This is a genomic window from Terriglobales bacterium, assembly GCA_035457425.1.
In the GTDB taxonomy this organism is placed as follows: Bacteria; Acidobacteriota; Terriglobia; order Terriglobales; family Acidobacteriaceae; genus JACPNR01.
On record DATIBR010000052.1, the window covers coordinates 1 to 25,841 of the forward strand.

Consider the following 25,841-nt stretch of genomic DNA (forward strand, 5'->3'; position numbering starts at 1 on the left):
GGTGCGCCTCTTCGTCGAGCGCGCCCAGGAAGTCCATCCCGGCTTCTCGCTGGACGCCGAGAACGCACGCGCCATCGCCCAGATCTGCCAGCGCCTGGACGGCCTGCCGCTCGCCATCGAGCTCGCCGCCGCGCGCATCAAGCTGCTCTCCCCGTCGGCGATGCTCGCCCGCCTGGAAAGCTCGCTCAGCCTGCTGACCGGCGGCGCGCGCGACCTGCCCACTCGCCAGCAGACGCTCCGCGGCACCGTGGAGTGGAGCTACAAGCTGCTCGGATCCGCCGAGCAGATGCTCGTCCGCCGCCTCGCCGTCTTCATCGGAGGCTGCACCTTGGAGGCGGTCGAGGCCGTCTGCGACACCAAGGGCGATCTCGGTCTCGACATCCTCGACGGCATGGCCTCGGTCGCCGACAAGAGCCTGGTGCAGCAAGTGCAGGAAGCCGGCGCCGAGGCGCGCTTCACCATGCTCTCCACCATCCGCGAGTACGCCCGCGAGCAGCTGGCGGCCGCGGGCGAGGAGCCCGCGGTGCGGCGTGCCCACGCGGCATACTTCCTGGTGCTGGCGGAGGAAGGCTCCGAGCTGGTCGTCAGCGACCCGGCTTGGCTGGCGCGCTTCGACGCCGAGCACCGCAACTTCCTCGCCGCCATCGACTACCTCGTCGCCACCGGGGAATCCGATTGGGGGCTGCGCCTGGGCGCCGCGCTCTTCCGCTTCTGGGAGACGCGCGAGCACCTGGCCGAGGGTCGCGCGCAGCTCGCGCGCCTGCTGGCGGTGCCGGGCAGCCAGGCCGGGACGAAGCTGCGCGCACGGCTGCTGTTCTCCTCGGCCGTGCTGGCGGGCGAGCAGGGCGACTACGGCTCGGCGCAGAAGCTGCTCGAGCAGAGCCTCGCGGTCTGCCGCGCGCTCGGCGATACCCGCGGCGTCGCGGTGGCGCTCAACGCGCTCGCCGTCAACGCGCGCGATCGCGGCGAGCTGAGCATGGCGGCCGAGCTGTTCGAGCAGTGCGTCGGGATCTGGCGCGAGCTGGGCGCCCCGGTCGACGTCGCGCGCGCTCTCAGCAACCTTGCCAGCGCCAGCAAGCTCCTCGGCGATTACGCCCGCGCCGGTACGCTCTACCAGGAATGTCTCGCCACCTTCCGCGCCATCGGCGACGAGGCCGGCGCCGCCTGGACACTCAACTACACCGGCGACATGGCGCGCGAGCAGCGCGACTTCGCCGCGGCGCGCTCTGCCTACGAGCAGGCGCTGGCCGCGTTCCGCGAGCTGCACGATGGCTGGGGCCGGGCCAGCGTGCTCTGTGATCTCGCCAGCCTGGATTGCGACCAGCAGGATTTCGCCGGCGCCCAGCGCCTGTTCGGGGAGAGCATCCGCATCTTCCAGGAACTCGGGCACAAGCGCGGGATCGCCCGCGTGCTGGAGAGCCTGGCCATCTCGGCGGTCGCACAGGGGAAGGCGCCCGAAGCGCTCCGCCTGGCGGGCGCGGCGGCCGCGCTGCGCGAGCGCGTGGGAGCGCCGCTCACACCCGCGCAGAACAGCGCGCTGGAGTCCGCCTTGAAGCCCGCGCATGCCGCGCTCGAAGGCGCGCTAGGCACCAGCGCCTGGATGGAAGGCTACAGCCTGCCGCTGGCGAAAGTGGTGGAAGAGGTCGTCGGCAAAGAGGTGGCGCAGGGGTTGAGCACCCCGCGCCCCGCCTGATCAGTCCGCGGTCGTCGGGTCGATCAGCCGCCGCACCGCCGAGATGCGATTCGCCGGGAAGCCGCCCCGCCGCGCGTGCTCCCGGATGGTGTCCTCATCGGGAGCGAGATACACGCAGTACACCTTGTCGCCGGTCACGTAGCTGTGCAGCCACTTGATCTCCGGTCCCATGTCCCGCAGGACGCCGACGGACTTCGCGGCGATGGCCTGCAGCTCAGCGTCCGACAGTTTTCCCGCCCCGGGAATCTCGCGCTCGATCACGAATTGCGGCATTGGCCCACCTCGGAAAAAATATTAGCAGAATCATTCGCGCCGCGTTTTGCGGACGGCAAGAGCCGGCTCCCCGCCCCTGCCCCCGACACCTCCTGGTCCAGCCGGACGTTGCTATACGAGAGTTTCTGCTCCGCTGGACGCCCAATCCGGGAACCGATGCCGATCTGGGACGCCTCGGAGCCCCGGCCGCGCCTGGCGGGCACCGCTATGCCGCTTCTTTTCAGCTTCTTGCGAGTGGTGGCTGAAGTGCAACGTAAGTAGTCGAATCCGAAAAGGGGTCGATGTGATCGTGCGCGAGCCCTCTCGCTGGTTGCTGGTCCCGCTGGTGACGGCGGGCGTGGTGGGCGCGTTCCTGCTGGCGCTCATGCAGTTTCATCCCGTGGCGCCGGCGCGCCATGCCGCGTTCGAGCGCTGGAGCGTGGTCGCCGGCGTCGCGCTATTCCTCGCCGCGCTGGCCAAGGGGCTGTGGCTGCGCCGCCGGCTGCTCGCCCGCGAGCGCGAGCGCGAGGCCTGCAACGCCGGCATCCGCAACGCGGTCGCCGCAGCCGACATGGCCAGCCAGGAGAAGATCAGCTTCCTCGCCCACATGAGCCATGAGCTGCGCACGCCGCTGCACGGCGTGTTCGGCATGGTCGAGCTGGCGCTGCAGGGCGACCTGCTCCCCGAGCAGCGCGAGTATCTGCAGGTCGCGCGGCGCTCCTGCCAGACGCTGCTCGGCGTGGTCGACGACATCCTCGACTTCTCGCGCATGGCGGCCGGCCGGCTGGAACTCGACCACGTCGCCTTCGAGTTGGCCGAGACGGTGGAGGACGCCGTCCGCACCGTGGCCGCCGGCGTCCACGGCGACCAGGTCGAGATCATGTGCGAGATCGCCCCCGCCGTCCCGGCCTATGTCGTCGGCGACCCCGGCCGCTTGCGCCAGGTCCTGCTCAACCTGCTGAGCAACGCGCTCCGCTTCACCACCCAGGGCGAGGTGGTGCTGCGCGTCGGAGTGCTCGCGAACGACGAAGATCGCATCGCGCTCGCCTTCACGGTGCGCGACACCGGCATCGGCATCCCCGCGGAGCAGCGCGCGCGCCTGTTCGACGCCTTCCATGCGGTCGAGCCGGCGGTGCACCGCCGCTCTGGCGGACCCGGCCTGGGCCTGGCCATTGCCGCCCGCCTGGTCGCGCTCATGCAGGGGGAGATCACGGTGGAGAGCGAGGTGGGGAAGGGGAGCACGTTCCGCTTCACGGCATCGTTCGGCCGCGCGGGCGCGGAGGCGCCGCTGCCGGTCACGCTCGTCCGGCCGGCGGAGCTGCGCGTCCTGGTCGTCGACGACCATCCGACCAACCGGCTCATCCTGCTGCGCATGCTGGCGCACCTCGGTGTCATGGCCGAGGCCGTGGCCGACGGGCCCGCCGCGCTCGAGCACCTACGCGCGGCGCTCGCGGCCCGGCCCTTCACCGTGCTGCTGAGCGACGTCCAGATGCCGCGCATGGACGGCTTCGATCTGGCGCGCGCCGTCCGCGGCGACCCGCAGCTCGCCGGCCTGCGCGTGCTGCTGCTTTCTTCCGACCAGCAGGAGGGCGACGTCGCGCGCTGCCGCGAGCTCGAGATCGAGAAGTGCCTGCTCAAGCCGGTGCGCGTGCGCGCCCTGCGCGATGCTCTGCTGCGCCGCGCGCCCGAGCCGGCGCCCGCCGGCCCCGGCACGCCCTGCGCGCTGCACCTGCTGCTGGTCGAGGATAACGTGGTGAACCAGAAGGTCACGCGCGCGCTGCTGGAAAAGATGGGCCACGCCGTCACCCTCGCGCCCGACGGCCGCAGCGCGGTCCGGCACGCCGCCGACTCCCACTTCGACGCCATCCTGATGGACGTGCAGCTGCCCGAGATGGACGGCCTGGAGGCCGCCGCCGCCATCCGGCGCTTCGATCCCAACGTGCCCATCCTCGCGATGACGGCCTACGCGATGAAGGGCGACCGCGAGCGCTGCCTGGCTGCCGGCATGAACGACTACATCGCCAAGCCCGTGGCGCGCGGCGAGCTGGCCGAGGCGCTCGCGCGCTACTGCGCCGCGCCCGGGCGCGAGAGCGCGGCGGCGCAGCCCGCGTTCGACCAGGGCGAGCTGCGGGAGCGCGTGGGCGACGATGCCGCGCTGCTCGCCGAACTGCTCGCGCTGTTTCGCACCGACGCGCGCCATAAGCTGGAGGAGCTGCGCCAGGCGCTCGCCTTCCGCGATGCCGAAGGCTTCGCGCGCATCGCGCACTGCCTGAAGGGGATGGCGGCCACGTTCGCCGCCGGGCGTGCCTTCGCGGTCAGCCGCGAGCTCGAGGAACTGGGCCGCGCGGGCGACCTGCGCGATGCCGCGCCCGTCGTCTCGCGCCTGGAATACGAGCTCGGCGTGCTGGAGCAGGAACTGTCGGTGCTGGCCTGAGGCCGCACGGGGAGGAAGCCGATGCACGTCCTGATCGCCGACGATGACCGCGCCACCACGCAACTGCTCTGCGCGCGCATCCACGACGCGGGACACCGCACCACCGTCGCCTTCGACACCATGCAGACCATGATGATGTGCATGAAGCTGCGTCCCGACGCCGTCGTCCTCGACGTCCAGATGCCGGGCGGGAGCGGGCTGCAGGTGCTGCACCGGCTGAAAAGCTCCGCCAACACCGCCATGATCCCGGTCATCGTCCTGACGGGGAACGCGGAGCACGAGAACGCCGCGCTCCAGCAGGGCGCGGACGCTTTCCTGCTCAAGCCGCCCGATCTCGAGCGCCTGTGCGAGATCCTCGAGCGCTGCGCCGCGCGCGTGGATTCGCCGCGCCCGCGCATCGTCCACCGCTCGCCCCCACCGAAAGTCGAACCCTTGCCGCCGCCGGAGGCTCTTGTGCGCAACGTACTCGTCATCGACGACGACATCGTCGTCTCCAACGTGATCGCCAACCGCCTGCTGCGCGCCGGCTTTGCCACCATGTTCGCCGCCGACATCCCGGAAGCGCTGCGCGTGCTGAACGCCTTCCGCATCGACGCCGTCGTGCTCGACCTCGAACTGCCCTCCGGGAGCGGCCTCGAGGTCATCCGGCGCCTCAAGTCCTTCAGCCGCCGGAGCGAGATCCCCATCGTCGTGGTCAGCGGCTCGACCGACGAGCAGGGCGCGCGGGTCGCGCTCGCCGCGGGCGCCGACCGCTTCCTCACCAAGCCGCCCGACCTCGAGCAGCTGGTCGCGCGCCTGCGCGAGTTCTATCCCGCGACCCAGGCGCAGCAGGCGCTCGAAGTGACCGCCTCGCGCTGACCCGTGCGCTGGACACGGCCGCGCCCCCGGGCTTATCGTTTCCGGCCATGAACCGGCGAGAGCTCCTTTACGGCGCAGCAGTCACCGGCGCGGCGATGGCCATGCCGCGCTTTGCCTTCACCCAGTCCGCCACGGCGGGCGACCTCGACGCCATCTACAAGGAAGTCGAGAAGCGGCACGACGAGAGCGTCCAGCGCCTGCAGGCCTGGATCAAGCAGCCCTCCATCGCGGCGGAGAACCGCGGCGTCAACGAAGGCTGCGAGCTGACCATGCAGATGCTGCGCGACGCCGGCTTCCAGAGCGTCACCAAGATCCCGACCGACGGCCAGCCCGGCATCTTCGCCACGCTCGACGCCGGCGCGCCGCAGACGCTCGGCCTCTACTTCATGTACGACGTGAAGCAGGTCGACCCGGCCGAGTGGTCGTCGCCGCCCTGGGAGGCGCGCATCATCGACAAGCCGGGCTTCGGCAAGGTGGTGATGGGCCGCGGCGCCGTCAACCAGAAGGGCCCGGAAGCCGCTTTCCTCGCCGCCCTGCACGCCATCCAGGGCGCCGGCAGGAAGCTGCCGGTGAACCTGGTGCTGGTCGCGGAGGGCGAGGAGGAGATCGGCTCGCCGCACTTCCCGCAGGTCGTGCGCCGGCCGGAAGTGCTGGCGGCGCTCAAGCAGACGGAGGGCATCTTCATGCCGTCGGCTTCGCAGAGCCCCGATGGCAGCGTGACCACCGCGCTCGGCGCCAAGGGCGTGATCGAGTGCGAGCTCACCTCTTCCGGCGAGCGCTGGGGCCGCGGACCGGCGAAGGACATCCACTCCAGCCTCAAGGCGCGGGTGGATTCGCCGGCCTGGCACCTGGTGAAGGCGCTGAACACGCTGGTCAAGGACGACGGCAACACGCCCGCCATCGACGGCTTCTTCGAGAAGGCGCGGCCCATCAGCGCGGAAGAGAAGCGCATGTGCGCGGTCGCCGCCGCGCGCCTGAACGAGGAGACGGCGAAGAAGTCCCTGGGCGTGAAGCACTGGATCAACGACGTCGACTTCCGCACCTCGATCGAGATGCTGGTCTCGCAGCCGACGGTGAACATCGAGGGCCTGGTGGGCGGCTACACCGGGCCGGGCGGCAAGACCATCCTGCCGCACAAGGCCGTCGCCAAGCTCGACCTGCGGCTCGTCCCCGACATGACCGCGGCCGACACGCTCGCCAAGCTGAAGGCGCACCTCGCCAAGCGCGGCTTCGGCGACATCGACGTCAACATGACCGGCGGCTACGACCCCAACGCGACGGCGCCCGACGCCAAGCTCATCAAGGTGGAGGAGAAGGTCTACAAGAACCACGGCATCGACCCGATCATCCTGCCGCGCAACGCCGGTTCCTGGCCGGGCTACGTCTTCACCGGCGAGCCGCTGAAGCTGGCCGCCGGCCACTTCGGCCTGGGACACGGCTCCGGCGCGCACGCCCCCGACGAGTACTTCGTCATCGAGTCCTCCAATCCCAAGGTCGCGGGCTGGGACGGCGCGGTGAAGTCCTACGTCGAGTACCTGTACGAGCTGGCGGCCAGCTGAGTCCACACAGAGACGCAGAGACACAGAGAAAATCGTATTAATGTTGTTCTCTGTGCCTCTGTGCCTCTGTGTCTCTGTGGTGGGTGTGGCTCTTTTCCGCGGAGCGAAAAATAGTTGCAACCGAACGTCCACGCCCATCTCTATTCCTAGGGACGGGAAAAACCCATGTCTCCAGCCACCAGCACGGTGTTAGCCCAGGGCGCGGCCCTGACGGACGAGCAGGTGGTCGCGCGCATCCTGGAGGGCGAGACGGCGATGTACGAGATCCTGATGCGGCGGCACAACCAGCGGCTTTACCGCGCCGTGCGCGCCATCGTGCGCGACGAAGCCGAGGCCGAGGACGTGCTCCAGGAAACCTACGTGCTCGCCTACCGCGCGCTGCGGCAGTTCGAGGGGCGCGCGCAGCTCTCCACCTGGCTCACGCGCATCGCGGTCAACGAGGCCCTGGGGCGCATGCGCAAGGCCGCCCGCTTCGATTCCCTGGAAGAGACCTTTGACGAGGACGGCGCGCCGAAAGTCGTCGCCGTAACGGATCCGCGTATGAGCCCTGAGACGCAAGCCGCCACCGCCGAGACCCGCGCGTTGCTGGAAGAGGCCATCGACAAGCTCCCGCTCGATTACCGGCAGGTCTTCATGTTGCGCGAGGTCGAGGGCCTGAGCACCGAAGAGACGGCCGCGTCGCTCGGCATCGGCGCCGACAACGTGAAGACCCGGCTGTTCCGCGCGCGCGCCATGCTGCGCCGCAACCTCTTCCGCGCCGCGCAGGCTTCGAGCACCGAGGCCTTCCTGTTTCCCGCGACGCGCTGCGACCGCGTCGTCAAGCACGTCTTCGAGCGCATCGAGTAAGAGCGTTGCGTCTTAGCCGCAGGTGAACGCGGAAAAACGCAGATAGGTCTTATCTCGCGTCCATCTGCGTTCTGCTGCGGCCGATCCGCCCTACCAGACGTCGCACCGCTTCTCAGGCGGGCGGACCATCGTCGTCCCGGCCTTGCAGGAGAACGCCTTCTGGAACGCCGGCAGGTTCGAGAGCGGCCCGATCACGCGGTACTTTCCGGTCGGATGCGGGTCACCCTGGACCATGAGGCGCTGCGTCTCGGGCCGGATGGCGTCGCCGCGGAACTGGCCCCACGCGATGAAGAACTGCTGGTCGGGGGTAAAGCCGTCGATGGTCGGCGCCGGGTTCTTCTGCTGCGCCTTCTGGAAGGCGACGTAGGCGATCTTCGCGCCCGCGAGGTCGCCGATGGACTCGCCCAGCACCAGCTTGCCGTTGTGGTGGATGTTCGGCTCGATGTAGTAGTTGTCGAACTGGTCGACCACGCAGGCGGTCTTCTCCTGGAACTTCTTCAGGTCGTCGGCGGTCCACCAGTTCTGCAGGCGGCCGTCGGCGGCGAACTGCGCGCCCTGGTCGTCGAAGCCGTGCGAGATCTCGTGGCCGATGACCACGCCGATGGCGCCGTAATTCACCGCGTCCACGTTGTCCACGCTGAAGGCCGGCGGCACCAGGATGCCGGCGGGGAACACGATCTCGTTCAGCAGCGGGTTGTAGTAGGCGTTGGAGGTCGGCGGCGTCATGCCCCAGCGCCCGCGGTCGGTAGGCTTGCCGATGTACCCCCGGTCGTGCGCCACGTTGAACTCGTTGCCCGCCACCACGTCGGCCCAGAAGTCGCCGCGCGTGATCCGGACCTTGCTGTAGTCCTTCCACTTGTCGGGATACCCGACCTTCGGGTTGAAGGTCGCGATCTTCTCCAGCGCCTTCTTCTTCGTCTCCGGGCTCATCCAGTCGAGGCCTTCGACGATGTCCTTCATCGCCAGCAGCTCGTTGTGCACCAGCTCCTGCATGCGCGCCTTGGCTTCCGGCGGGAAGTATTTCTCGACGTACTTCTTGCCGAGCGCCTCGCCCAGCAGGTTGTCGGCAAGCTCGGCGCAGCGCTTCCAGCGCGGCTTCATCTCCTTGGCGCCGCCAAGATAGGCCTGGTAAAAGTCGAAGTTGGCCTTCTCGAACGGGACCGCCAGTGCGGGCGCCGCGGAGTTCAGCAGCTGCCACTTGAGATACGTCTTCCACGTCGCGACCGGGTCGTTGGCGAGCGCCGCGTCCACCGTCGCCATGAACTTCGGCTGGTCGACTGTGAGGTCGGCGGTCGGGATGTTCGCCCGCTTGAAGTAGGCCGCCCAGCCGAAGTGCGGCGTCATCTTCTGGAGCTGCGCGAAGGTGGTGGGGTGGTCGGTGGCCTGCGGGTCGCGCAGCGCGACGTTGTCGAGGTGCGCCTCGGCGAGCTTGGTCTCGAAGGCGAAGACCGTCTTCGCGGCATCGGCCGCATCGGCGTCGCTCGCGCCCGCGAGCTGGAACATCTGCGTGATGTACGCCTGGTACTTCGCCCGCGCCTCGGCGAAGCGCGGCTCGGGCTTGAAGTAGTAGTCGCGGTCGGGCAGGCCGAGCCCGGCGGCGTAGACGTCTGCGATGGTGCGCGTCGGCTGGTGATTGTCAGGCGAGCTGTAGATGCCGAACGGCACGTTGACGCCGATGTCGTGCAGCCGGCCGATCATCTTCTCCACGTCGCCGCGCGTCTTCATCGCTTCGATCTCGCGCAGCAGCGGCTCGGCGGGCTTCATGCCGAGCTGGTTGATGCGCGCCTCGTCCATGCATGCGCCGTAAAAATCGCCGATGAGCTGGTCGACCGAGCCCTGGGCGTACCCCTTGCCCGCCGCGGCTTCGTCGAGGATGACCTTCAGCTGCTCCTTGTTGTCTTCGCCGGACTTCCAGCGGCGGCTCCAGCGCTGCATCGACGCCGGGATGGGATTGGCGGCGCGCCACGCGCCGTTGGCGTACTCGTAGAAGTCGTCGCACGGCTCCACTTTGCGGTCCATGTCGGAGACCACGATCGACTTCAGCTGGCTGGATTGCCCAAACAGCGGCAGGGAACAGAGCGCGAACAACAGGACGACCCACCGACGGCGCATGACTGGCTCCTGGGAGAACGGAAGAACCTCGATTGATACACGTTTCCCGCTGGGATGGTCAATCTGTAGGACGCGGCCGGCGCGGCTTGGTGAGGACGAGATTCAGAACAGGCTCATCTGCTGCTCGGCGGCAGCCTCGTAGCCGGCCGAGACCCTCTCGATCTCGTCCTCGCGCGCGGCGATGGAATACTTGCGGCGCAGCATGTGCATCAGCGCCGAGATGCGCTTGCGGTACGCCTGGTCGAGGAACGCCCGCCCCGCGTAGCGCCGCCGGTAGTCGGCGACCAGGTGCGGGAACTTTTCTTCGAGGAAGGGAAGGAAGACCGCGGCGGAACACGGCTTCAGGAAGAGCGCGTTGGAGAAGATCCAGCGCCCACCCGCCTCGGCGACCGCGCGCACCACCGCTTCCAGCGCTTTGGGCGGATCGGTGATGCCCGGGATGATGGGCGCGCAGCCGGCCCCGGCCGGGATCCCCGCGGTGTTGAGCTGCCGGATGGCGTCGAGCCGCAGGTCGGGGCGCGGCGCGCGCGGCTCCAGGATGCGCGCGAGCTCGGCGTCGGTCGTGGTGACCGTCAAGTTCACCCAGAGCGCGTTGTGCTGGGCGACGCGGCGCAGCACGTCGATGTCGCGCACGACCAGGTTCGACTTCGTCACGATGCCGATGTCGAGCCCGCGATGCAGCGCGAGCTCCTCCAGCACCGCGCGCGTGATCTCCGCGCGCCTCTCCGCGGGCTGGTACGGGTCGGTCGCGGTGCCGATGGCGATGGACTCGCCGCGCTTGATCTTCCCCAAGTCGCGCCGCAGCAGCGCCGCCGCCTGCTGCTTGATGAAGATGCGCTGCTCGAAATCGAGCGGGTCGCGCAGCTCCATGAACTCGTGCGTGTAGCGCGCGTAGCAATATTTGCAGGCGAACTCGCAGCCGCGGTACGGATTGACCGTCCAGGTGAACGGCATGCGCGGCGAATCGCACTTGTTGAGCAGCGAGCGGACCGGCAGCGTCAGGTACTCGACGTTGTGCCCGTCGCGCACGTGCTCGCCCTGCGCCGCCAGGCGCGCAATGCCGACCAGCGGCTTGCGCTCGGCGTCGCGGTCGAGGATGGGGAAGAGCGCCGCAGACATGCGTTTACCGTATCGTTAAGCGAACAAATGGCGAAGATACGCCGGCAGGGGCTGGCTGTCAAGCCGCCTTGCGCTCGTAGCGCCGCAACATCCGGGCGATTCGCCTTGAGTCGGCGAGGAAGGCGGCGATCACCCGCCGCCGGCTCTCGTCGTCCGGAGCTCGCAGCGGCGCGGAGGGGTGGACCGTGGCTGTCACCATCGGCGCCAGCGGGGAGGGCACCGGCTGGCCGCGGTGCTGCGTCAGCCGGAATTGGCGGCCAAGCACGGCCTGGGCGGCGGTGGCCCCCAGGCAGACGATGGCCTCTGGCTTCACCGCTTCGAGCTCGACGTCGAGCCAGGGGCGGCAGGCGTGGATCTCGATGGCGTTGGGTTTCTTGTGGATGCGGCGCTTGCCGCGCGGCTCCCACTTGAAGTGCTTGACCGCGTTGGTCACGTAGACTTCGCCGCGGTAGATGCCCGCCTCCTGCAGCGCGCGGTCGAGCAGCTTGCCCGCCGGTCCCACGAAGGGTCTGCCGGCGAGGTCTTCCTTGTCGCCGGGCTGCTCGCCGACGAACATGACTTTGGCGTGCGGCCTGCCCTCGCCGAAGACGGCCTGCGTCGCGCCCTTCCAGAGGTCGCAGCCCTTGCAGTCCTGCGCGGCCTTCGCCAAGACGCGCAGGTTGCGGCTGGGTGGGACGAACGGGGCCGCGGTGGGCACGGCGGCCTTGGCGGTGAGCCCCTTGCGCGCCATATCCAATAAGAACAGGCTGCGACGGCTTGTGGTTGCACCGTCGCAGCCTGGCGAGGGACGGCGTCAGTTGCAGGCTTTGTGGACCTGCAGGAAGCCGGCGTTGACGTTCGCGCTGAGCGAGTAGCCGGTCGCGAGCTTCAGGCTGACGTAGTCCAGGTTGTCGGGCGTGCCGTTGTCGGTCACATCGAGCGTGAGCTTGACGTTCGCCTGTCCGTTGACCTCGGCGAGCGCCTCGATGTGCCGCTTGGTGGCGCTCACCACGTCGTAGCGGGTGATAGCAGTGACTTTCGCGGTGACATTGGCAGCGGCATCGACGAAAACGAGGTTTCCGCCCTTGGTGCCGTTGTTGTTGCCGACCGAGAGATCCAGGTTCGCGCGAGCAGTAGATGAGAGCTTGAACGATGCGCTACCGATCACGAAGTCGCTGGGGTTGGAACAATTGGGAGTGCCACTGCAGGTGCCGGGGACACACGACGTGCAGGGGCCGACGCCGGCGTTGGCACGCGAGATCAGCACGTCGGCGGTGCCGTTGACCACCACGCGCAGAGCGATCACGGTGATGGAGGCAGCGTCGGAGTGCCAGTGCTGGTTGATGATCACGTAGCCGTTCGGCAGCGCGATCTTCTGGTTCGGCGCCCCGGAGACGATGATCGCCTTGCCGTTGACCGTCAGCCCGAGGATGACCGAGTTGCCGCTCGTCGCCGGCACGCCGCCCGTGTTCAGTGCCTGGGCGTACGAGGCGAGCAGCTTGGCGTTGATCAGGTTGCCGCCGACGTTCAGCTCGAGATCGGCGACGCTGGCTTGCGAGACGGTCTTGTTGCCGAACCCGGTGGTCGAAGCGCCGGCTACCGAGCCGGAGACCACGCCGAGCGTGTTGTGGAAGGTGACCAGCGCGGTGCTGCGCGCTCCGCCGCTGGCGCCGAGCGAACCGGTGTCTGAGACTTTTGCGTTGCTGCCGAGCACGGTCGCGTTGACGACCGTGGCTTGGCCGCGGAAGCTCATGCCGGTGGCGCTGGCTAGGCTGGTGAGTAGGGAAAGTACTGCTAGGACGTACAGGTACCTCTTCATCTGGGGCCCTCGCGTCGGGTGGTACCTGCGCCGTGGGTCGATCCCGCCGCTACTCTGTTTGACGGGAGCGATCCCTCGCGGGTTTGCTGCATGGGGACTGGCGCGCCGACTCAGAGCCTGCCGATGCGGATGTGCCCGTCGCCGGTGTGGACGCTGATGAGCCCGCCGCCGCCGTTGAGCAGGCCGTGGACGCGCGATTCCCGCATGCGCCCGCGCGTGTTCATGGGGAGATCGACGTCGACGCTGCCGTCGCCGGTGGTGGCGTCGAGCTCGGCGGCAAAGTCGTCAGGCAGGCGCAGTGTCACGCTGCCGTCGCCCGAGCGCAGCCGCCAGGTGGTCGCGACCTTGGAGCCGCGTTCGGCGTCGGCTTCGATGCGGCCGTCGCCGGAAGACAGGTCGAGGCGGTCGAAGCGGCCGTCGGCGCTGATGTGCCCGTCGCCGGACGAGGCCACGAGCGAGCCGTCGAGATTGTGCAGCTCCATGTGCCCGTCGCCGGTGTGCAGCCGGAACTCGCCGCGCACGTGCGCGACCGTGATGTTGCCGTCGTCGGTACGCAGGTCGAGGTTGGTCCGCCGCGGCACCGTCACGTCGATCTCGATCCGCCGGACGCAGATGCCGATGCACAGCCGCATGCCGCGCGGCACGCGCACCACCACCCGGACGCCGCCGCCCTCCTGCGACTCTTCGATCGTCACCTCGTCTGGCGCGATGCGATAGCCGTCGGTCACGACCCGGACCGAGATCTCCGGCGAATCGGAGCTGGTGACCCGCACGTGGCCGTCGCCCGCCTTCAGGTAGAGGCTCGGCTCGCCGCTGACGGCGTAGTGCTTGTTCCAGACATCGGCGTGGGCGGCGGATACCAGCAGCGCAACCACCAGCAGCAGCTTCAGGCGCATACGAACCCCTCCGCTGCAGGTTACGCATGGTCCGGCTGCTCGGTTCCGGGGAATACGGCAGAGCCGCTGGAAATCGTGAGCTGCAGCGCGATTTGTCGCCCCGCTTGGCGGCACAGCACGCTCCGCAGTGTTCTAATAGAGTTAATAACCACGCAGTAACTATCACACCCGACAGCCAGCTCGACCGGCCGCGGTCCTGCGTAGGGGAAAGTCCGGCTTGATGCCGGTCTCTGGCCTCATGACAACCGACGAAGCCGTCGCCGCGTGGCGGCGGCTGGTCCTTCTCGCCCTTGTAGTGCTCAGCGTGGTGCGCTTCACGGCCGCGCAAAGCAGCGACGATTTCTCCATCGTCGTCCTTCCTGACCCGCAGAACTACTCCCAGTACTATCCGCAGATCTTTCAGCAGCAGACGCAGTGGATCGCGGACCACCGCGCCGAGCGGAACATCCAGCTCGTGGTCGGCGTGGGCGACATGGTGAACCACTGGGATTCGGCCACGGAGTGGCAGAACGCCGACGCGGCCATCAAGACGCTCGATGGGGCGCAGGTACCCTACCTGCTCGCCATCGGGAACCACGACTACGACAACTTCAATCCAAAGACCCGCGGCGCGGCCGCCTTCAACACCTGGTTTGGTCCGGCGCGCTACGCGACGTCGCCCGTCTATCGCGGCAACTACAACGGTAGCAACGAGAACTTCTACGCAACCTTGACGGCCGGCGGGACGCAGTACCTGCTGCTGGTGCTGGAGTTCTATCCGCGCGATGCGGTGCTGGCGTGGGCGGAGTCGGTCCTGGCGCAGTACCCGGCCGCTCCCGTCATCGTGGTCACGCACAGCTTCATGTATGTCGACGACACGCGCGTGGACGAGTGCGACACCAACGACATGAGCGTACCCGACGGCAACGATCCGGACCGGGTGTGGCGCAGCTTCGTCTCGCAGTACGAGAACATCTTCCTTGTCCTCAGCGGTCACGTCTCGCGCAAGCCGCAGAGCAAGCGCCTGGATGCGGGCAAGAACGGGCGGCTCGTGATGCAGACGCTGCAGGACTGGCAGGACGCGGCCAATGGCGGCGACGGCTGGCTGCGCATCTACACCTTCCACCCCGCGACGAACACCGTGGACGTCCAGACCTACTCGCCCTACCGCGAGTCGCTGGGACAAACGGCGTGGCTCACCGATGCCGAGAACCGGTTCAGCTTTCCGATGAGTGCGTACGCGGCGCAATCGGGCCAGGGGACGATCGCCGGCCGCGTGCGTTACGCGCGCGCGGGAACCTCGAAAGATTGCCTGGGCGCCGAGGGCGCGACTGTGAGCGCGGGCGGCGTGCAGGCGACCACCGACGCGAGTGGTCGCTACGCGCTGGCGGTCCCGGCGCCGGCGGTGGACAGCGTGCAGGCGAGCCTGACCGGCGCGACCGTGAATGGGCGGGACAGCTTCGCGTGGCCCGGCCTCTCGGACCAGGTGGAGCTGTTCGCGGTGCCGGACCAGACGACCTCAGGCAGCTGCACCATCGACTTCAACGGCGTGCGCATGTGCACTCCTACCAACGGCAGCACGGTCGCTTCGCCGGTGAGCGTCACGGCCGCCGCGAGAAGCACCGTGCCGATCAAGTTCATGCAGATCTATCTCGACGGCGCCGCGCAGAAGACCGTTTCGGGCGCGGAGCTGAACGAGCAGCTGGCGGTGGCCGACGGCACGCATCGGTTGACGGTCCAGGCGAAGGACACCAGTGGCTTGATCACGAAAGTCAGCGCGTCCATCACCGTGAGCACGCCGCCTCCCGGCGCGGACGACCCGGACCCACAACCCCCACCCCCACCGCCTCCTCCGCCGCCGACCTGCACCGCGCCGGCATCGGGCGTCGCGATCTGCGCGCCGGCTCAGGGGGCCACGCCGGCTTCGCCGGTGCGCGTGTGGGCCGCGGCGGCAAGCACCGCCCCCATCAAGTTCGTGCAGGTCTACGTGGATGGCAAAGCGGTGCTGACGGTTAATGGCGCGACGCTCGACGCGCAGGTACCGATGGCCGCAGGCGCCCGCCGCGTCACCGTGCAGGCGAAGGACGTGAATGGCGTGATCGTGAAGAGCACGGTCAACGTCACCGTGCAATGAGAGCGCGGGCGGGACGCCGCCGCTACAGCTCGAAGACGCGGTAGACCTGCGGCGGCGTCTGCGCCTGGTTGATGGCGAGCGCCACGTTGTAGACCGGGATGCCGGCGGTGGTCTTGCCGTCGGGCGCGCCGTGATGCGCGTGGCCGTGGATGACGAGGTTGCAGGCGTGGCGGTCGATGACCTCGGCCAGCCGCGAGCTGCCGAGGTACGGGAAGATCTGCTCGGGCTCCCCGCGCACGGTGTCGACCACGGGCGAGTAGTGCACCACGGCGACGCGCTTTTCGGCGCGCAACTGCATGAGCGCGCGCTCCAGCTTCATCGTCTCATCCAGCGATGCCTGCACGAAGGCTTTCACCTCCGGCTCGCCGAAGGCGGTGAGCACGCCGCGCCCGAATCCGCCGGGAAAGCCCTTGGTTCCGGCGAAGCCGACGCCGTCGCGCTCGTAGGCGGTGCCGTCCAGCACCTTCACGCCCTCCGTCGACATCATCTTGATCAGCTCTTCCTGCTTGCCGGATTCGTAGTCATGGTTGCCGAGCACCGCGACGATCGGGATGCGCAAGCGCACCAGCGCGTTCAGCAGCGATTCCATCTCTTCCGGCTTGCCGAAGTTGGTGAGGTCGCCGGCGAGCACCAGGACGTCGGCCTCGTCGCGCACCCGCTGCATCGCCTCGCGGATGCGGTCGTAGCTTTGCGGGGAGAAGTGCAGGTCGGCGATGGCGGCGATGCGCATGGCGGCTCGTGCTCGCTCAGGCGGCTTCCGACTCCGGCGCGCGGATGCGCTCGCGCTTGGCCGCGCGCGCTTCCTTCAGCAGGTCGGGCAGGCCCCACCCTTGCACGTCGATGGCGAACATGCGCTCGTCGATGAGCGCGCCCCGGAAGCGCGCCCGCCTGTCGGGCTCGGAGAGCTCGCGCGTGAAGTTCTCGATCAGCTCGTCCCACACCGCGTGCGGCACGTACTGCGAGTGCGCCGGGTAGACGTAATGGAAGAGCACCAGGTGCCAGAACAGCAGCTCGGTGTGGCCGTCGAGCAGCGTGAGCAGACGCTGCCAGTCGAGCTTGCCCTTGGTCGCGAAGATGACGTGCACGATGTCGGCGCCATCGAAGCGCTCGCGGAAATCCACGAACACCTTGGAGGCGATGAGCTCCTCGGGCGCGAGCACCCGTGACGGCACCCCCAGGACTTTCTCCGGGTAAGCGCGCGCGATCCACGAGTCGTCCACGCGGATTACGCCGTTCGACATGCCGGTGATGAAATCCACGAAGAACTCCTCGCGCCACGCCTTGCCCAGCCAGACCGGGTCGGTCAGCTCGATCTGGAAGCCTTGCGTCCTCAGGAACGCCAGCGCCTTGCTGGCGGTCTCGGCTGTGCAGAACAGGTCGAGGTCCTTGGTGTCGCGGAAGATGCCGGTGTGCTCCTGCAGCGCGAATGCGCCCGAGACCACGTACGGGAAGCCCTGCTCGTTCATCAGCTCGAGCACGTGACAGAAACACGCTTTCTGCTCCGGCGGCAGCGTGGGCTGTACCGAGGTCGAGACCGGCAGCGGTTTGTCGCCATTCGGCATGGCGATGATTGGATGTAGCTGCTCCTCCGCGTGTTGGGTTACGCCGCCGAAAATGCGGCGCAGGAACCCCGCTGGATATTGCGGCAACGCGGCGGGAGCGGCGAGAATCGCAGACTTCAGGAGCGCGTGTGGCCAGCCAGAAACAGACCGTCGAGATCCAGGGCAAGCACCTCTCGTTGTCGAACCTCGACAAGGTGCTGTATCCCGCGGTCGGCTTCACCAAGGGCCAGGTGATCGACTACTACGCGCGCATTGCGCCTGTCGCGCTGCCGCACCTCAAGGACCGCCCGCTCACGCTCAAGCGCTACCCCGAAGGCGTCGACGGCTTCCACTTCTACGAAAAGAACGCGCCCAAGCACCGGCCCGAGTGGGTGCAGACCGCGAAGATCTGGAGCCCGGGGAACAACCGCTGGATCCACTACGTGCTCGCGCAGGACCTGGCAACGCTGGTCTGGACATCGAACCTCGCCGACCTCGAGCTCCACACCTCGCTCTCGAAGTTCCCGGAGATGCAGCGCCCCACCTGCATCGCCTTCGACCTCGACCCCGGCCCGCCCGCGAACATCGTCCAATGCTGCGAGGTCGCGCTCTGGGTGCGCGGCATCTTCGAGCGCTTCGGCATGAAGGCGTTCCCGAAGACTTCGGGCTCGAAGGGGATGCAGGTGTACATCCCGCTGAACACGGCGGTCACGTACGCCGAGACCAAGCCGTTCGCGCACGCCATGGCGCGGCTGATGGAGGCGGTGCATCCCGACAAGGTCGTCAGCGACATGAAGAAGTCGCTGCGCACGAACAAGGTCCTGGTGGACTGGAGCCAGAACGACGACTACAAGACCACCGTCAACGTCTACTCGCTGCGCGCGAAGGAGCGGCCCACCGTCTCGACCCCCATCACCTGGGACGAGGTCGAGAAGTGTCTGAAGAAGAAAGATGCGGAGCTGCTGGTCTTCACCTCCGACGACGTGCTGAAGCGCGTCGAGAAGCTCGGCGACCTGTTCGAGCCGGTGCTCAAGCTGAAGCAGAAGCTGCCCTCGCTGGAGAGGCTGGAAAAACTGCGGCAGGAGCTGGTGGGCGAAGAGCCCAACCTCGCCCGCAGCCGCAAGCCGCCCGCCCCGACCGCCGCCAACAAGGCGCGCGCGGCGATGATGTCCAGGAAGCGCAAAGCCAAGTAGACGCCCCGCCACCCCGGACGAGCAGCTTCAACGCCGAGGCGCAGAGCTCGCCGAGGCTTTATCTTCTTTCTTCTCAGCGCTCTCTGCGTCTCTGCGTTGAAGCTTTTCGCTTGTCGCGGCAGAACGCGTGGGTTTAACTGGAACGATGATCTACGCGGGCACATCGGGCTGGGCGTATCCGTCGTGGAAGCCGGCGTTCTATCCGCCCAAGACGCCCTCGAAGAAGTTCCTCGAGTACTACGCCACGCGGCTGAACACCGTCGAGGTGAACTACACCTTCCGGCGCTACCTGACCGAAAAGCTGGCGACCTCGTGGCTGGCGGCCACGCCCGCGCACTTCCGCTTCACCTTTAAAGCGCCGCAGGAGATCACGCACGTCAAGCGCCTGCGCGACGCGGAGGAGAAGACGCGTGCCTTCCTCGGCTCGCTGCAGCTGTTCTGCGAGGCAGGGAAGTTCGGCGTCGTGCTTTTCCAGCTGCCGCCGTTCTTGAAAGCCGACCCCGAGCTGCTGGGCGGGTTCCTGCCGCTGCTGCCCAAGGCGACCATGCGCTTCGCGTTCGAGTTCCGCCACGCCTCGTGGTTCCAGGAGCGCATCTACGGGATGCTGCGCGAGGCCAACGTCGCGCTCTGCATCGCCGAGAGCGAGAAGCTCGAGGTGCCGGAGGTCGCGACCGCAGACTACGTCTACTACCGAATGCGCAAGGGCGAGTACACCTCGGCGGAGCGCGAGAAGATCCGCAAACGCGTCAGCGCGCATCCCGGCGACGTCTACGTCTATTACAAGCACGAGGACGACCCGGCCGGCACGATGTACGCGGAAGAACTTTTGAAGTCAGATTGCTGATTGCAGATTTGCAGAATAGACCGGCCCATTCTGCGATCTAAAATCTGCAATCTGCGATCGCTGGCGTCCGCACCATCCTCGCTATTCCTCAGTGTCCGATAACGTTCTACAGTCTTCCCATGGCGGACAACGGCCAGACCCTCGCCTCCTTCCTCGACTACCTGAAGGTCGAGAAGGGACTCGCGCCGCTCAGCGTGGCAGCCTATCGCCGCGACGCGACGCAGTTCGCCGACTTCCTGGCGAAGCGGCGTCGCACGCTGCTCAACGCGAAGCGCGACGACGTGCGCGCCTTCCTCGACCAGCTCTTCTCGCACCAGGTGGACGGGCGCTCCATCGCGCGCAAGCTTTCGGCGCTGCGCCACCTCTACAAGTACCTGCTGCTCGACCGCATGATCGAGCACGACCCCACCCTCAACCTCGACTCGCCCAAGCAGTGGAAGGTGCTGCCGAAGTCGCTGGCGCGCGACGAGGTCACGCGCATGCTCGAGCACCCCGCCCCGCGTGCTGAAAGCAAGCTCGCTCCCGCGCTCGCGCTGCGCGACCACGCCATGCTCGAAGTCTTCTACGCCGGCGCGCTGCGCGTCTCGGAGGTCACCACCGTCAAGCTCGAGGACGTGAAGCTCGACCTCGGCTACCTGCTCGTCCGCGGCAAGGGGGACAAGGAGCGCATCGTACCGCTGGGGAAGGCGGCGCTGGATACCGTCGCCGAATACTTGAAAGAAGGCCGCCCGAAGTTGGCGGGAGAAGCGCGGTCGCCGTACCTGTTCGTCGCGCGCAGTGGGCGGCCGCTGACGCGCCAGATGGTGTGGAAGCTGGTGCGCGCGGCGGGCAGCGCTGCCGGCCGCAAGACTTCGCCGCACATGCTGCGGCACTCCGCCGCGACGCACATGGTGGAAGGCGGCGCCGACCTGCGCACTGTGCAGACCATCCTCGGCCACGCCGACATCTCGACCACGCAGATCTACACGCACGTCGCGCTCGACCGCCTGAAGTCGGTCTACACCGCGCATCATCCCCGCGCGCGCAGGCACAAGGTCACGGAATGAAGAAGCTCGAGAAGCACATCGCGTCGTTCCTCCGCACGCTGCGCGCCGAGCGCAACGCCTCGCCGCACACGCTGCGCGCCTACGCGAAGGACCTGGCCCGTTTCGCGGCGTTCGCCGGCGAGGTGGACCCGGCCAAGGTGGACCACGTCGCCATCCGCCGCTTCCTTTCCCACCTCTACGACCAGAACCTGTCGAAGACCTCGGTCGCCCGCACCCTGGCCGCGCTGCGCTCGTTCTACCGCTGGCTGGCGCGCGAGGGCGAGGTGGAGCAGAACCCGGCGGCACTGGTCTCGACGCCGCGCCTGCCGAAGAAGCTGCCGCGCGTCCCGACCATCGAGGAGATGAACGCAGTGCTCGACGCGCCCATGCCCGAGCGCGCGAGCTTCCCGGAACGCGACCGCCTCATCTTCGAGCTGCTCTACGGCTGCGGCATCCGCAATTCGGAGCTGGTCGGCATCCGGCTCGACGACATCCGCTGGTCGAACGAAGCCATCCTCATCCGCGGCAAAGGGAAGAAGGAGCGCTTCGTGCCGTTCGGCGAGAGCGCGCGCGAGGCGCTCGCGGCGTACCTGCCGAAGCGCCAGGAAGCGCTCGCGAACAAGACGACCCGCGCCCTGCTGGTGAACCGGCGCGGCGGGCCGCTCACCACGCGCTCCGTCGGGCGCATCGTGAAGGCCATCGCGGTGGCGAAGGGCCTGCCCCCGGACGTGCATCCGCACACCCTGCGCCACGCCTTCGGCACGCACATGCTGGAAGAGGGCGCCGACTTGCGGGCCATCCAGGAGCTGCTCGGCCACGAGCGGCTCTCGACCACGCAGCGCTACACCCAGCTCTCCATGAAGCACGTGCTCGCGGTGTACGACAAGTCGCACCCGCGCGCGAAATAAGCTACTCGCACGCCACGCCGGTGCCCACGCGGAAGACGTGCCCGTCGGGGTGGCGCACGTGCATCTCGCGGACGTTCCACGGCATGGTGGTGGGCGGGAAGGTGATCTCGAGTCCCTGCGCCAGGCAGTGCTGGTGCACCGCGTCCACGTCGTCGACGAACACCGACATCCACACGCCTTTGTCCGCGGCTTCATCGCCCTCGGGACCGAAGGTGGCTTTGTTGGCGCCGCGCCCGCGACCGCCCTGGTAGCCCCGGCAGAGGAAGATCTCGCACTTATCCGCACCGACCGCGCCGAAGTTCGGCGGCGCTCCCCAGTTCCAGAGTTTCTTCCAGCCCCACTTCTCGAACCAGGCGAAGGTGGCGGCGATGTCGGAGACGTTGAGGATCGGGACGAGGCTCTCTACTTTCATGGCGGCGGATGATAGCAGAGAAGCGATAAGCAGTAAGCGATAAGCAATAAGCCAAACCGCCCAAACCCGGCTGTTCTTGGATCTTGCTTATCGCTTATCGCTTATCGCTAATTGCTCGTGCATCGGCACCCACATGTCCATCACGCGGCGCTTCAGTTCCGCGGTGAGCTGCGCGTAGGTCAGCTCCGGGCTCGGACCGGGTGAGGGCGGCGGCACCACGGGGTCGCCGACGGCGATGCGCATGCGCGTGAAGCGCTGGAACCAGTTCTTGCCGCGCGGCCACGCTTCGAAGAAGCCGTCCATCGCGACGGGATAGATCGGCACCTGCAGGTGCGTGGCCAGGATGGCCGCGCCCTTCTTGAACGTCTTGGGCTCGCCCGTGATGGAGCGCTCGCCTTCGGGGTAGAGCACGAGCACGCGCCCGTGGCGCAGCCCGTAAGCGCCGGCGCGCATCGCGGGCACCAGGTTCGCGTCCGGGTCCACGGGGATGAGCTTGATGGTGCGCGCCAGCCACCGCCCGAAGCCCGAACCGAAGATCTCGCTCGTCCCCACGTAGAAGAGCTGGCGGTAAAGCTTCCACGGCAGCAGCGCGACGAGCACGGGCGCGTCCACGAAACTCTGGTGGTTGGGCGAGATGATGTACGGGCCCTCGTCCGGCAGCTTCTCGAGCCCGGTGACGCGCAGTTCGAAGAAGTCGCGCGTGAACAACCCCACGAAGCGCCCGAAGACGAACCAGAAGAGCGTGGAGAGCAGTCGCGGGCGCGTGATGGCGTGGACGTCGGGGTCGTCGGACTCCACGCTCAGCACGTTGTCCCAGCCGGTTTCTTCGCGGCGCGCGCCCTGGCCGGCGCTTGCCAGCACGGCCTCCACCAGCTCGCGCACGGTGTAGACCTCGGAGACGAGCGACTCCGGCACGTGCGCGTTGCAATGCTTTTCGAGCGCGACCAGCAGCTCCACGCGCTCCATCGAATCCAGGCCGAGGTCGAGCTCCAGGTTCGCCGCCGGCGCCACCTGCTCGCCATGCTCGCGCGCGGCCTCGCGGATCAGCGCCAGCGCCTCCGCCACCTGCGGCTGGAGCATCCAGCTCTCGTCCTCCGCGGTGACCTCGACTGGCCCGCGCTCCTCCTGCTTCGCGCCCTCGCCGGCCTCCACGCGCCGCAGGATCTCGAAGCGCTTGAGCTTGCGCGTGGTGGTGCGCGGCAGCTCCTCTTTCCATATCTCGTAGCTCAGGATGCGCTTGGCGGGCGTGAGCTTGGTGGACAGCGTCTCGATGTCGAAGCGGATGACCTCGTTGATGTTGACGATGCGCTTCTCTTTGAGCATCTCGAAGTCGGGCACGACCACGCCGTGCAGCCGCTCTTCCAGCCGCTGCCCGGGCTTCGACTCCAGGCCCACCACGCAGATCTCCTTGATCCACGGCGATTGCAGGTAGTGCTGCTCGATCTCTTCCGGATAGATGTTCTTGCCGTTGGCGGTGACGATCACCTCTTTCGCGCGGCCAGTGATGAAGAGGTTGCCGCCATCGTCGAAGTACCCGAGGTCGCCGGTCAGGAACCAGCCGTCGCGGAAGGCCTGCGCGTTGGCGTCCGGCCGGTTGTAGTAGCCCTGCATCACGGTGCGCCCGCGCAGCGCGACCTCGGCCGACGCCTTGCCGTCGCCGTTCAACGCCGCCGGCTCTCCGACCAGTCTCGCCTCTACGCCTTTGAGCGGCCTCCCCACTGATCCGAGCACGTTGTCGTCCGGCGGCGTGGCGAAGGCGCCGCCGGTGACCTCGGTCAGCCCATAGGCTTGCAGGATGTCGAAGCCGAGCGCATACAGGTCCTTGGCGACGTCGAGGTCGAAGCGCGAGCCGCCGGTGACGAGGAACCGCATGCTGGTCCCGAGCGCCTCGTGCGCGCCCCGGAACAGCAGCCTGCCGGGATTGATGCCGACTTTGCGCAGCGCGGTCGAGACCCCGAGCAGCGCGCGGAAGGCCTGCCGCGCGATCGGACCGCGCGCCGCCACTTCCTTCAGGATGCGCTCGTGGATGAGATAGAAGAACTGCGGGACGCAGCAGAACAGCGTGATGTCGCGCTCGCGCAGGCCGCGCAACAGTTCGTTGGTGTTGAGCGTCTCCAGGTAAACGACGCGCGCGCCGCCCGCGAACGGCAGCAGCAGGTTCGCCATCTGGGCGAGCGAGTGGAACAGCGGCAGCACGCCGAGGATCGAGTCGGTGGGCTGGATGTGCACGAAGCTGAAGACGGCCTCGACCTCGGCCATCATGTTGTCGTGCGTGAGCACCACGCCCTTCGGGTCGCTGGTCGTCCCGGAGGTATAGAGGATGACGCAGGCGTCGTCGAGGGACTTCGGGGCGAACGGGCGGAAGTCGCCGGGCCCGGCCGCGAAGATGCGCTCCACGCTCTCCACGCCGGGCGCCGCGCCCTCCAGCAGCACGAAGCGCAGGTTCATGCCCTCGGTGGCTTCGCGTGCCGTCTCGAGGTAGCGCTCGTCGACGAACAGCAGCGTAGCGCCGCTGTCCCGCAGCAGGGTGGCGATCTGCGCGGGCTTGAAGGCGGTGTCGAGCGGCACGGCGACGTTGCCGGCGGCGATGGTTCCCAGGTACGCCGCCACCCAGCGCGCGCCGTTGTTGCCGAGGAAGGCGCAGCGCGCCCCGCGCGCGACGCCCTGCTGGTGCAGCCAGCGGCCCACCGATTCCGCCCGCAGGCGCAGCTCGGCGTAGGTATGGCGCTCGACGGTGCGCTCGCGCTGCACCTCGATCGCCACGTTCTGTGGCCATTTTTCCGCGGATTCAGAGAAGCAGCTGTAGAAACCCGTCATCAGAGCGGGGCTGGGGCTGGGAGACAGGCCTGAATATTAGCTGTAGCCGCTCTCGATTCCAAACCCTCCGATGCCCACCCTGCTCGGGAGGGTCGCATCCGAGCAAGAGACCGCAATCTTCCAGGAGGAGATCACAATGCAGACCGCGCACGAATTCTTTTTGCATGGACTGAGCGACATCATGGATGGTGAGAAGCAGCTGGTCGAGGCCCTGGGCAAGAACGCCGAGTCGGCCTCGAACCCGCAGCTCAAGAAGGCCTTCGAGCAGCACAAGACACAGACCGAGAAGCAGGTCGAGCGCCTACAGCAGGTGTTCGAGTCGCTCGGCGAGGAGCCCGAGTCGGACGTCGAGTGCAAGGGCATCAAGGGCCTGGTGGAAGAGGGCGAGGGATTCAAGAGCGCAGATCCGTCGCCCGACATCGCCGACATCGAGGCCGCCGTCGGCGCCAGCAAGATCGAGCGCTACGAGATCGCCGAGTACGAGGCGCTCATCCGGCTCGCCCGCATGATGAAGCACACCGAGGCCACGCGTCTCCTGCAGCGGAACCTGAAGGAAGAGCAGGAGACGCTGCGGAAGATCGAGGCCCTTGGCAAGAAGCTGAGACCGGACGACATGGGCATGGAAGCGATGGAAGAAGAAGAGAGCCGCGGCGCGCGCAAGAAGGGCGGCAGGCGCGCGGCATAAAACCCACACCTGCCACAGAGGCACAGAGGTTCACAGAATCCCGCTTCTCTGTGCCTCTGTGTCTCTATGGTGGACTTGGCCTACTTCGTGATCAGCCCGCAGGCGATCCTGTCGCCTGCGTTGCCGGCCGGGTCGGTCTTCAGGTCGTCGGCCTTGGCGTGGATGACCAGCGCGGTGCCGCCGTTGGCGAACACCGAGTCGGCCTCTTCCTCGTCCAGGCTCACGTTCTTGTTCGTCACCGTGACCTTGGCCTTGCCGTTCTTGCCGACGGTGAAGTTCTGCATGTCGCCGTTGTGCGGGCCTTCGGGGTTCTGCAGGCCGTGCTTGTTGCCGCTGGGGTTGAAGTGCGGGCCGGCGGACTTGAAGCCGTCGGCGCCCTCGCACTTCGCGTTCTGGTGGATGTGGAGTGCGTGCTCGCCCGGCGGCAGGCCCTTCAGGTTCAGCTTGATGGTGACGGCGTCCTTGCCCTGCGAGAGCTCGGCGGTGCCGACCGCCGCCCCCTTCGCGTCCTTGAGCTCGACCGTCTTCTTCATCGACTTGGCGTAGCCCGCGGTGGCCACGAGCAGGATGATTGCGAAAGCGATGCGCTTCATGCGTTCCTCCGTTGACAACCGGGATTATATAAGCGGCGGCGAGCCGCCGGCCCCCCTGGCGGCCGGAGGCCGGCGCTCTGAGTCCTGCGCAAGTCTCCCGCATCCAATGTGTTAGCCTGATAAGGCAAGACCCTGCCCAGGAA

General features: G+C 67.8%; 22 protein-coding genes. 11 read left to right on the forward strand and 11 right to left on the reverse strand.

All coding sequences use genetic code 11. The features are described from left to right. A partial coding sequence (locus VLA96_03735; GenBank protein HSE48298.1) for a tetratricopeptide repeat protein occupies positions 1 to 1,693 on the forward strand: 1,693 nt, incomplete at its 5' end. On the opposite strand, the gene VLA96_03740 is transcribed toward VLA96_03735, so the two are convergent. After that, positions 1,694 to 1,966 carry a DUF4242 domain-containing protein gene (locus tag VLA96_03740; protein ID HSE48299.1) on the reverse strand — a complete coding sequence of 91 codons (273 nt, stop codon included), beginning with the start codon at positions 1,964 to 1,966 and terminating at the stop codon, positions 1,694 to 1,696. A gap of 289 nt (positions 1,967 to 2,255) precedes the next feature. Between VLA96_03740 and VLA96_03745 the strand changes: the two genes are divergently transcribed. The 4 genes from VLA96_03745 (at position 2,256) to VLA96_03760 (ending at position 7,642) form a co-directional block, all read left to right on the forward strand. Beyond that, the gene (locus VLA96_03745) at positions 2,256 to 4,379 is read left to right on the forward strand and encodes a response regulator (GenBank protein HSE48300.1); all 2,124 of its coding nucleotides are present in this window, start codon (positions 2,256 to 2,258) and stop codon (positions 4,377 to 4,379) included. 21 nt (positions 4,380 to 4,400) lie between these two features. After that, positions 4,401 to 5,237 (forward strand): response regulator, encoded by an 837-nt coding sequence (locus tag VLA96_03750; GenBank protein ID HSE48301.1) that lies wholly within the window; start codon positions 4,401 to 4,403, stop codon positions 5,235 to 5,237. A gap of 47 nt (positions 5,238 to 5,284) precedes the next feature. Beyond that, positions 5,285 to 6,796 (forward strand): M20/M25/M40 family metallo-hydrolase, encoded by a 1,512-nt coding sequence (locus VLA96_03755; GenBank protein HSE48302.1) that lies wholly within the window; start codon positions 5,285 to 5,287, stop codon positions 6,794 to 6,796. 165 nt (positions 6,797 to 6,961) lie between these two features. Next, positions 6,962 to 7,642 carry an RNA polymerase sigma factor gene (locus VLA96_03760; protein ID HSE48303.1) on the forward strand — a complete coding sequence of 227 codons (681 nt, stop codon included), beginning with the start codon at positions 6,962 to 6,964 and terminating at the stop codon, positions 7,640 to 7,642. 90 nt (positions 7,643 to 7,732) lie between these two features. Here the strand turns inward: VLA96_03760 and VLA96_03765 are convergent, their stop codons facing one another. The 5 genes from VLA96_03765 to VLA96_03785 all read right to left on the reverse strand — a co-directional run bounded on the left by VLA96_03765 (position 7,733) and on the right by VLA96_03785 (position 13,567). Beyond that, positions 7,733 to 9,754 (reverse strand): M13 family metallopeptidase, encoded by a 2,022-nt coding sequence (locus VLA96_03765; GenBank protein ID HSE48304.1) that lies wholly within the window; start codon positions 9,752 to 9,754, stop codon positions 7,733 to 7,735. Between the two features lie 102 nt (positions 9,755 to 9,856). Continuing rightward, positions 9,857 to 10,873, reverse strand: a complete 1,017-nt coding sequence (locus VLA96_03770) for a radical SAM protein (protein ID HSE48305.1) — start codon at positions 10,871 to 10,873, stop codon at positions 9,857 to 9,859. A 58-nt stretch (positions 10,874 to 10,931) separates the two neighbouring features. Continuing rightward, positions 10,932 to 11,603, reverse strand: coding sequence for a UdgX family uracil-DNA binding protein (locus VLA96_03775; GenBank protein ID HSE48306.1), 672 nt, complete (start codon positions 11,601 to 11,603; stop codon positions 10,932 to 10,934). Between the two features lie 63 nt (positions 11,604 to 11,666). Next, positions 11,667 to 12,671 carry a choice-of-anchor P family protein gene (locus VLA96_03780; protein HSE48307.1) on the reverse strand — a complete coding sequence of 335 codons (1,005 nt, stop codon included), beginning with the start codon at positions 12,669 to 12,671 and terminating at the stop codon, positions 11,667 to 11,669. A 110-nt stretch (positions 12,672 to 12,781) separates the two neighbouring features. Then, on the reverse strand, positions 12,782 to 13,567 hold the full coding sequence (locus VLA96_03785; protein ID HSE48308.1) for a DUF4097 family beta strand repeat-containing protein: 786 nt from the start codon (positions 13,565 to 13,567) through the stop codon (positions 12,782 to 12,784). A 238-nt stretch (positions 13,568 to 13,805) separates the two neighbouring features. Here VLA96_03785 and VLA96_03790 point away from each other — a divergent pair, with 238 nt between their 5' ends. Continuing rightward, a complete protein-coding gene (locus VLA96_03790) occupies positions 13,806 to 15,680 on the forward strand; it encodes an Ig-like domain-containing protein (GenBank protein HSE48309.1) in 1,875 nt (624 codons plus the stop codon). Between the two features lie 22 nt (positions 15,681 to 15,702). Here VLA96_03790 and VLA96_03795 read toward each other — a convergent pair whose 3' ends face one another. Both VLA96_03795 and VLA96_03800 read right to left on the reverse strand, forming a co-directional pair. After that, the gene (locus VLA96_03795; protein HSE48310.1) at positions 15,703 to 16,410 is read right to left on the reverse strand and encodes a metallophosphoesterase; all 708 of its coding nucleotides are present in this window, start codon (positions 16,408 to 16,410) and stop codon (positions 15,703 to 15,705) included. A 16-nt stretch (positions 16,411 to 16,426) separates the two neighbouring features. Next, positions 16,427 to 17,242 carry a nucleotidyltransferase gene (locus VLA96_03800; GenBank protein HSE48311.1) on the reverse strand — a complete coding sequence of 272 codons (816 nt, stop codon included), beginning with the start codon at positions 17,240 to 17,242 and terminating at the stop codon, positions 16,427 to 16,429. Positions 17,243 to 17,370: 128 nt separating this feature from the next. Here VLA96_03800 and ligD point away from each other — a divergent pair, with 128 nt between their 5' ends. From ligD to xerC, 4 genes are all read left to right on the forward strand, one after another. After that, a complete protein-coding gene (gene ligD, locus VLA96_03805) occupies positions 17,371 to 18,414 on the forward strand; it encodes a non-homologous end-joining DNA ligase (protein HSE48312.1) in 1,044 nt (347 codons plus the stop codon). Positions 18,415 to 18,559: 145 nt separating this feature from the next. Next, complete coding sequence (locus tag VLA96_03810) at positions 18,560 to 19,258, forward strand: DUF72 domain-containing protein (GenBank protein HSE48313.1); 699 nt, start codon at positions 18,560 to 18,562, stop codon at positions 19,256 to 19,258. 119 nt (positions 19,259 to 19,377) lie between these two features. After that, positions 19,378 to 20,304 carry a site-specific tyrosine recombinase XerD gene (gene xerD, locus VLA96_03815; GenBank protein HSE48314.1) on the forward strand — a complete coding sequence of 309 codons (927 nt, stop codon included), beginning with the start codon at positions 19,378 to 19,380 and terminating at the stop codon, positions 20,302 to 20,304. Beyond that, positions 20,301 to 21,191 carry a tyrosine recombinase XerC gene (gene xerC / locus VLA96_03820; protein HSE48315.1) on the forward strand — a complete coding sequence of 297 codons (891 nt, stop codon included), beginning with the start codon at positions 20,301 to 20,303 and terminating at the stop codon, positions 21,189 to 21,191. The genes xerD and xerC overlap by 4 nt, the downstream gene beginning before the upstream one ends. Position 21,192: 1 nt before the next feature. Here xerC and VLA96_03825 read toward each other — a convergent pair whose 3' ends face one another. Together VLA96_03825 and VLA96_03830 are read right to left on the reverse strand one after the other, a co-directional pair. Continuing rightward, positions 21,193 to 21,603: a bleomycin resistance family protein gene (locus VLA96_03825; GenBank protein HSE48316.1), complete on the reverse strand. Its 411-nt coding sequence runs from the start codon at positions 21,601 to 21,603 to the stop codon at positions 21,193 to 21,195. An 87-nt stretch (positions 21,604 to 21,690) separates the two neighbouring features. Then, complete coding sequence (locus VLA96_03830) at positions 21,691 to 24,420, reverse strand: AMP-binding protein (protein HSE48317.1); 2,730 nt, start codon at positions 24,418 to 24,420, stop codon at positions 21,691 to 21,693. Positions 24,421 to 24,556: 136 nt separating this feature from the next. On the opposite strand from VLA96_03830, the gene VLA96_03835 reads away from it, so the two are divergent. Further along, positions 24,557 to 25,105: a DUF892 family protein gene (locus VLA96_03835; protein HSE48318.1), complete on the forward strand. Its 549-nt coding sequence runs from the start codon at positions 24,557 to 24,559 to the stop codon at positions 25,103 to 25,105. Between the two features lie 80 nt (positions 25,106 to 25,185). Here the strand turns inward: VLA96_03835 and VLA96_03840 are convergent, their stop codons facing one another. Then, positions 25,186 to 25,698, reverse strand: coding sequence for a superoxide dismutase family protein (locus tag VLA96_03840; GenBank protein ID HSE48319.1), 513 nt, complete (start codon positions 25,696 to 25,698; stop codon positions 25,186 to 25,188). Positions 25,699 to 25,841: the final 143 nt, after the last annotated feature.

Bases quoted from the DNA above. Each gene is read 5' to 3' on its own strand.
- VLA96_03740 (HSE48299.1), bottom strand. From the start codon at position 1,966: ATGCCGCAATTCGTGATCGAGCGCGAGATTCCCGGGGCGGGAAAACTG.
- VLA96_03750 (HSE48301.1), top strand. From the start codon at position 4,401: ATGCACGTCCTGATCGCCGACGATGACCGCGCCACCACGCAACTGCTC.
- VLA96_03755 (HSE48302.1), top strand. From the start codon at position 5,285: ATGAACCGGCGAGAGCTCCTTTACGGCGCAGCAGTCACCGGCGCGGCG.
- VLA96_03760 (HSE48303.1), top strand. From the start codon at position 6,962: ATGTCTCCAGCCACCAGCACGGTGTTAGCCCAGGGCGCGGCCCTGACG.
- VLA96_03765 (HSE48304.1), bottom strand. From the start codon at position 9,754: ATGCGCCGTCGGTGGGTCGTCCTGTTGTTCGCGCTCTGTTCCCTGCCG.
- VLA96_03770 (HSE48305.1), bottom strand. From the start codon at position 10,873: ATGTCTGCGGCGCTCTTCCCCATCCTCGACCGCGACGCCGAGCGCAAG.
- VLA96_03775 (HSE48306.1), bottom strand. From the start codon at position 11,603: ATGGCGCGCAAGGGGCTCACCGCCAAGGCCGCCGTGCCCACCGCGGCC.
- VLA96_03780 (HSE48307.1), bottom strand. From the start codon at position 12,671: ATGAAGAGGTACCTGTACGTCCTAGCAGTACTTTCCCTACTCACCAGC.
- VLA96_03785 (HSE48308.1), bottom strand. From the start codon at position 13,567: ATGCGCCTGAAGCTGCTGCTGGTGGTTGCGCTGCTGGTATCCGCCGCC.
- VLA96_03790 (HSE48309.1), top strand. From the start codon at position 13,806: ATGACAACCGACGAAGCCGTCGCCGCGTGGCGGCGGCTGGTCCTTCTC.
- VLA96_03795 (HSE48310.1), bottom strand. From the start codon at position 16,410: ATGCGCATCGCCGCCATCGCCGACCTGCACTTCTCCCCGCAAAGCTAC.
- VLA96_03800 (HSE48311.1), bottom strand. From the start codon at position 17,242: ATGCCGAATGGCGACAAACCGCTGCCGGTCTCGACCTCGGTACAGCCC.
- VLA96_03810 (HSE48313.1), top strand. From the start codon at position 18,560: ATGATCTACGCGGGCACATCGGGCTGGGCGTATCCGTCGTGGAAGCCG.
- xerD (HSE48314.1), top strand. From the start codon at position 19,378: ATGGCGGACAACGGCCAGACCCTCGCCTCCTTCCTCGACTACCTGAAG.
- xerC (HSE48315.1), top strand. From the start codon at position 20,301: ATGAAGAAGCTCGAGAAGCACATCGCGTCGTTCCTCCGCACGCTGCGC.
- VLA96_03825 (HSE48316.1), bottom strand. From the start codon at position 21,603: ATGAAAGTAGAGAGCCTCGTCCCGATCCTCAACGTCTCCGACATCGCC.
- VLA96_03830 (HSE48317.1), bottom strand. From the start codon at position 24,420: ATGACGGGTTTCTACAGCTGCTTCTCTGAATCCGCGGAAAAATGGCCA.
- VLA96_03835 (HSE48318.1), top strand. From the start codon at position 24,557: ATGCAGACCGCGCACGAATTCTTTTTGCATGGACTGAGCGACATCATG.
- VLA96_03840 (HSE48319.1), bottom strand. From the start codon at position 25,698: ATGAAGCGCATCGCTTTCGCAATCATCCTGCTCGTGGCCACCGCGGGC.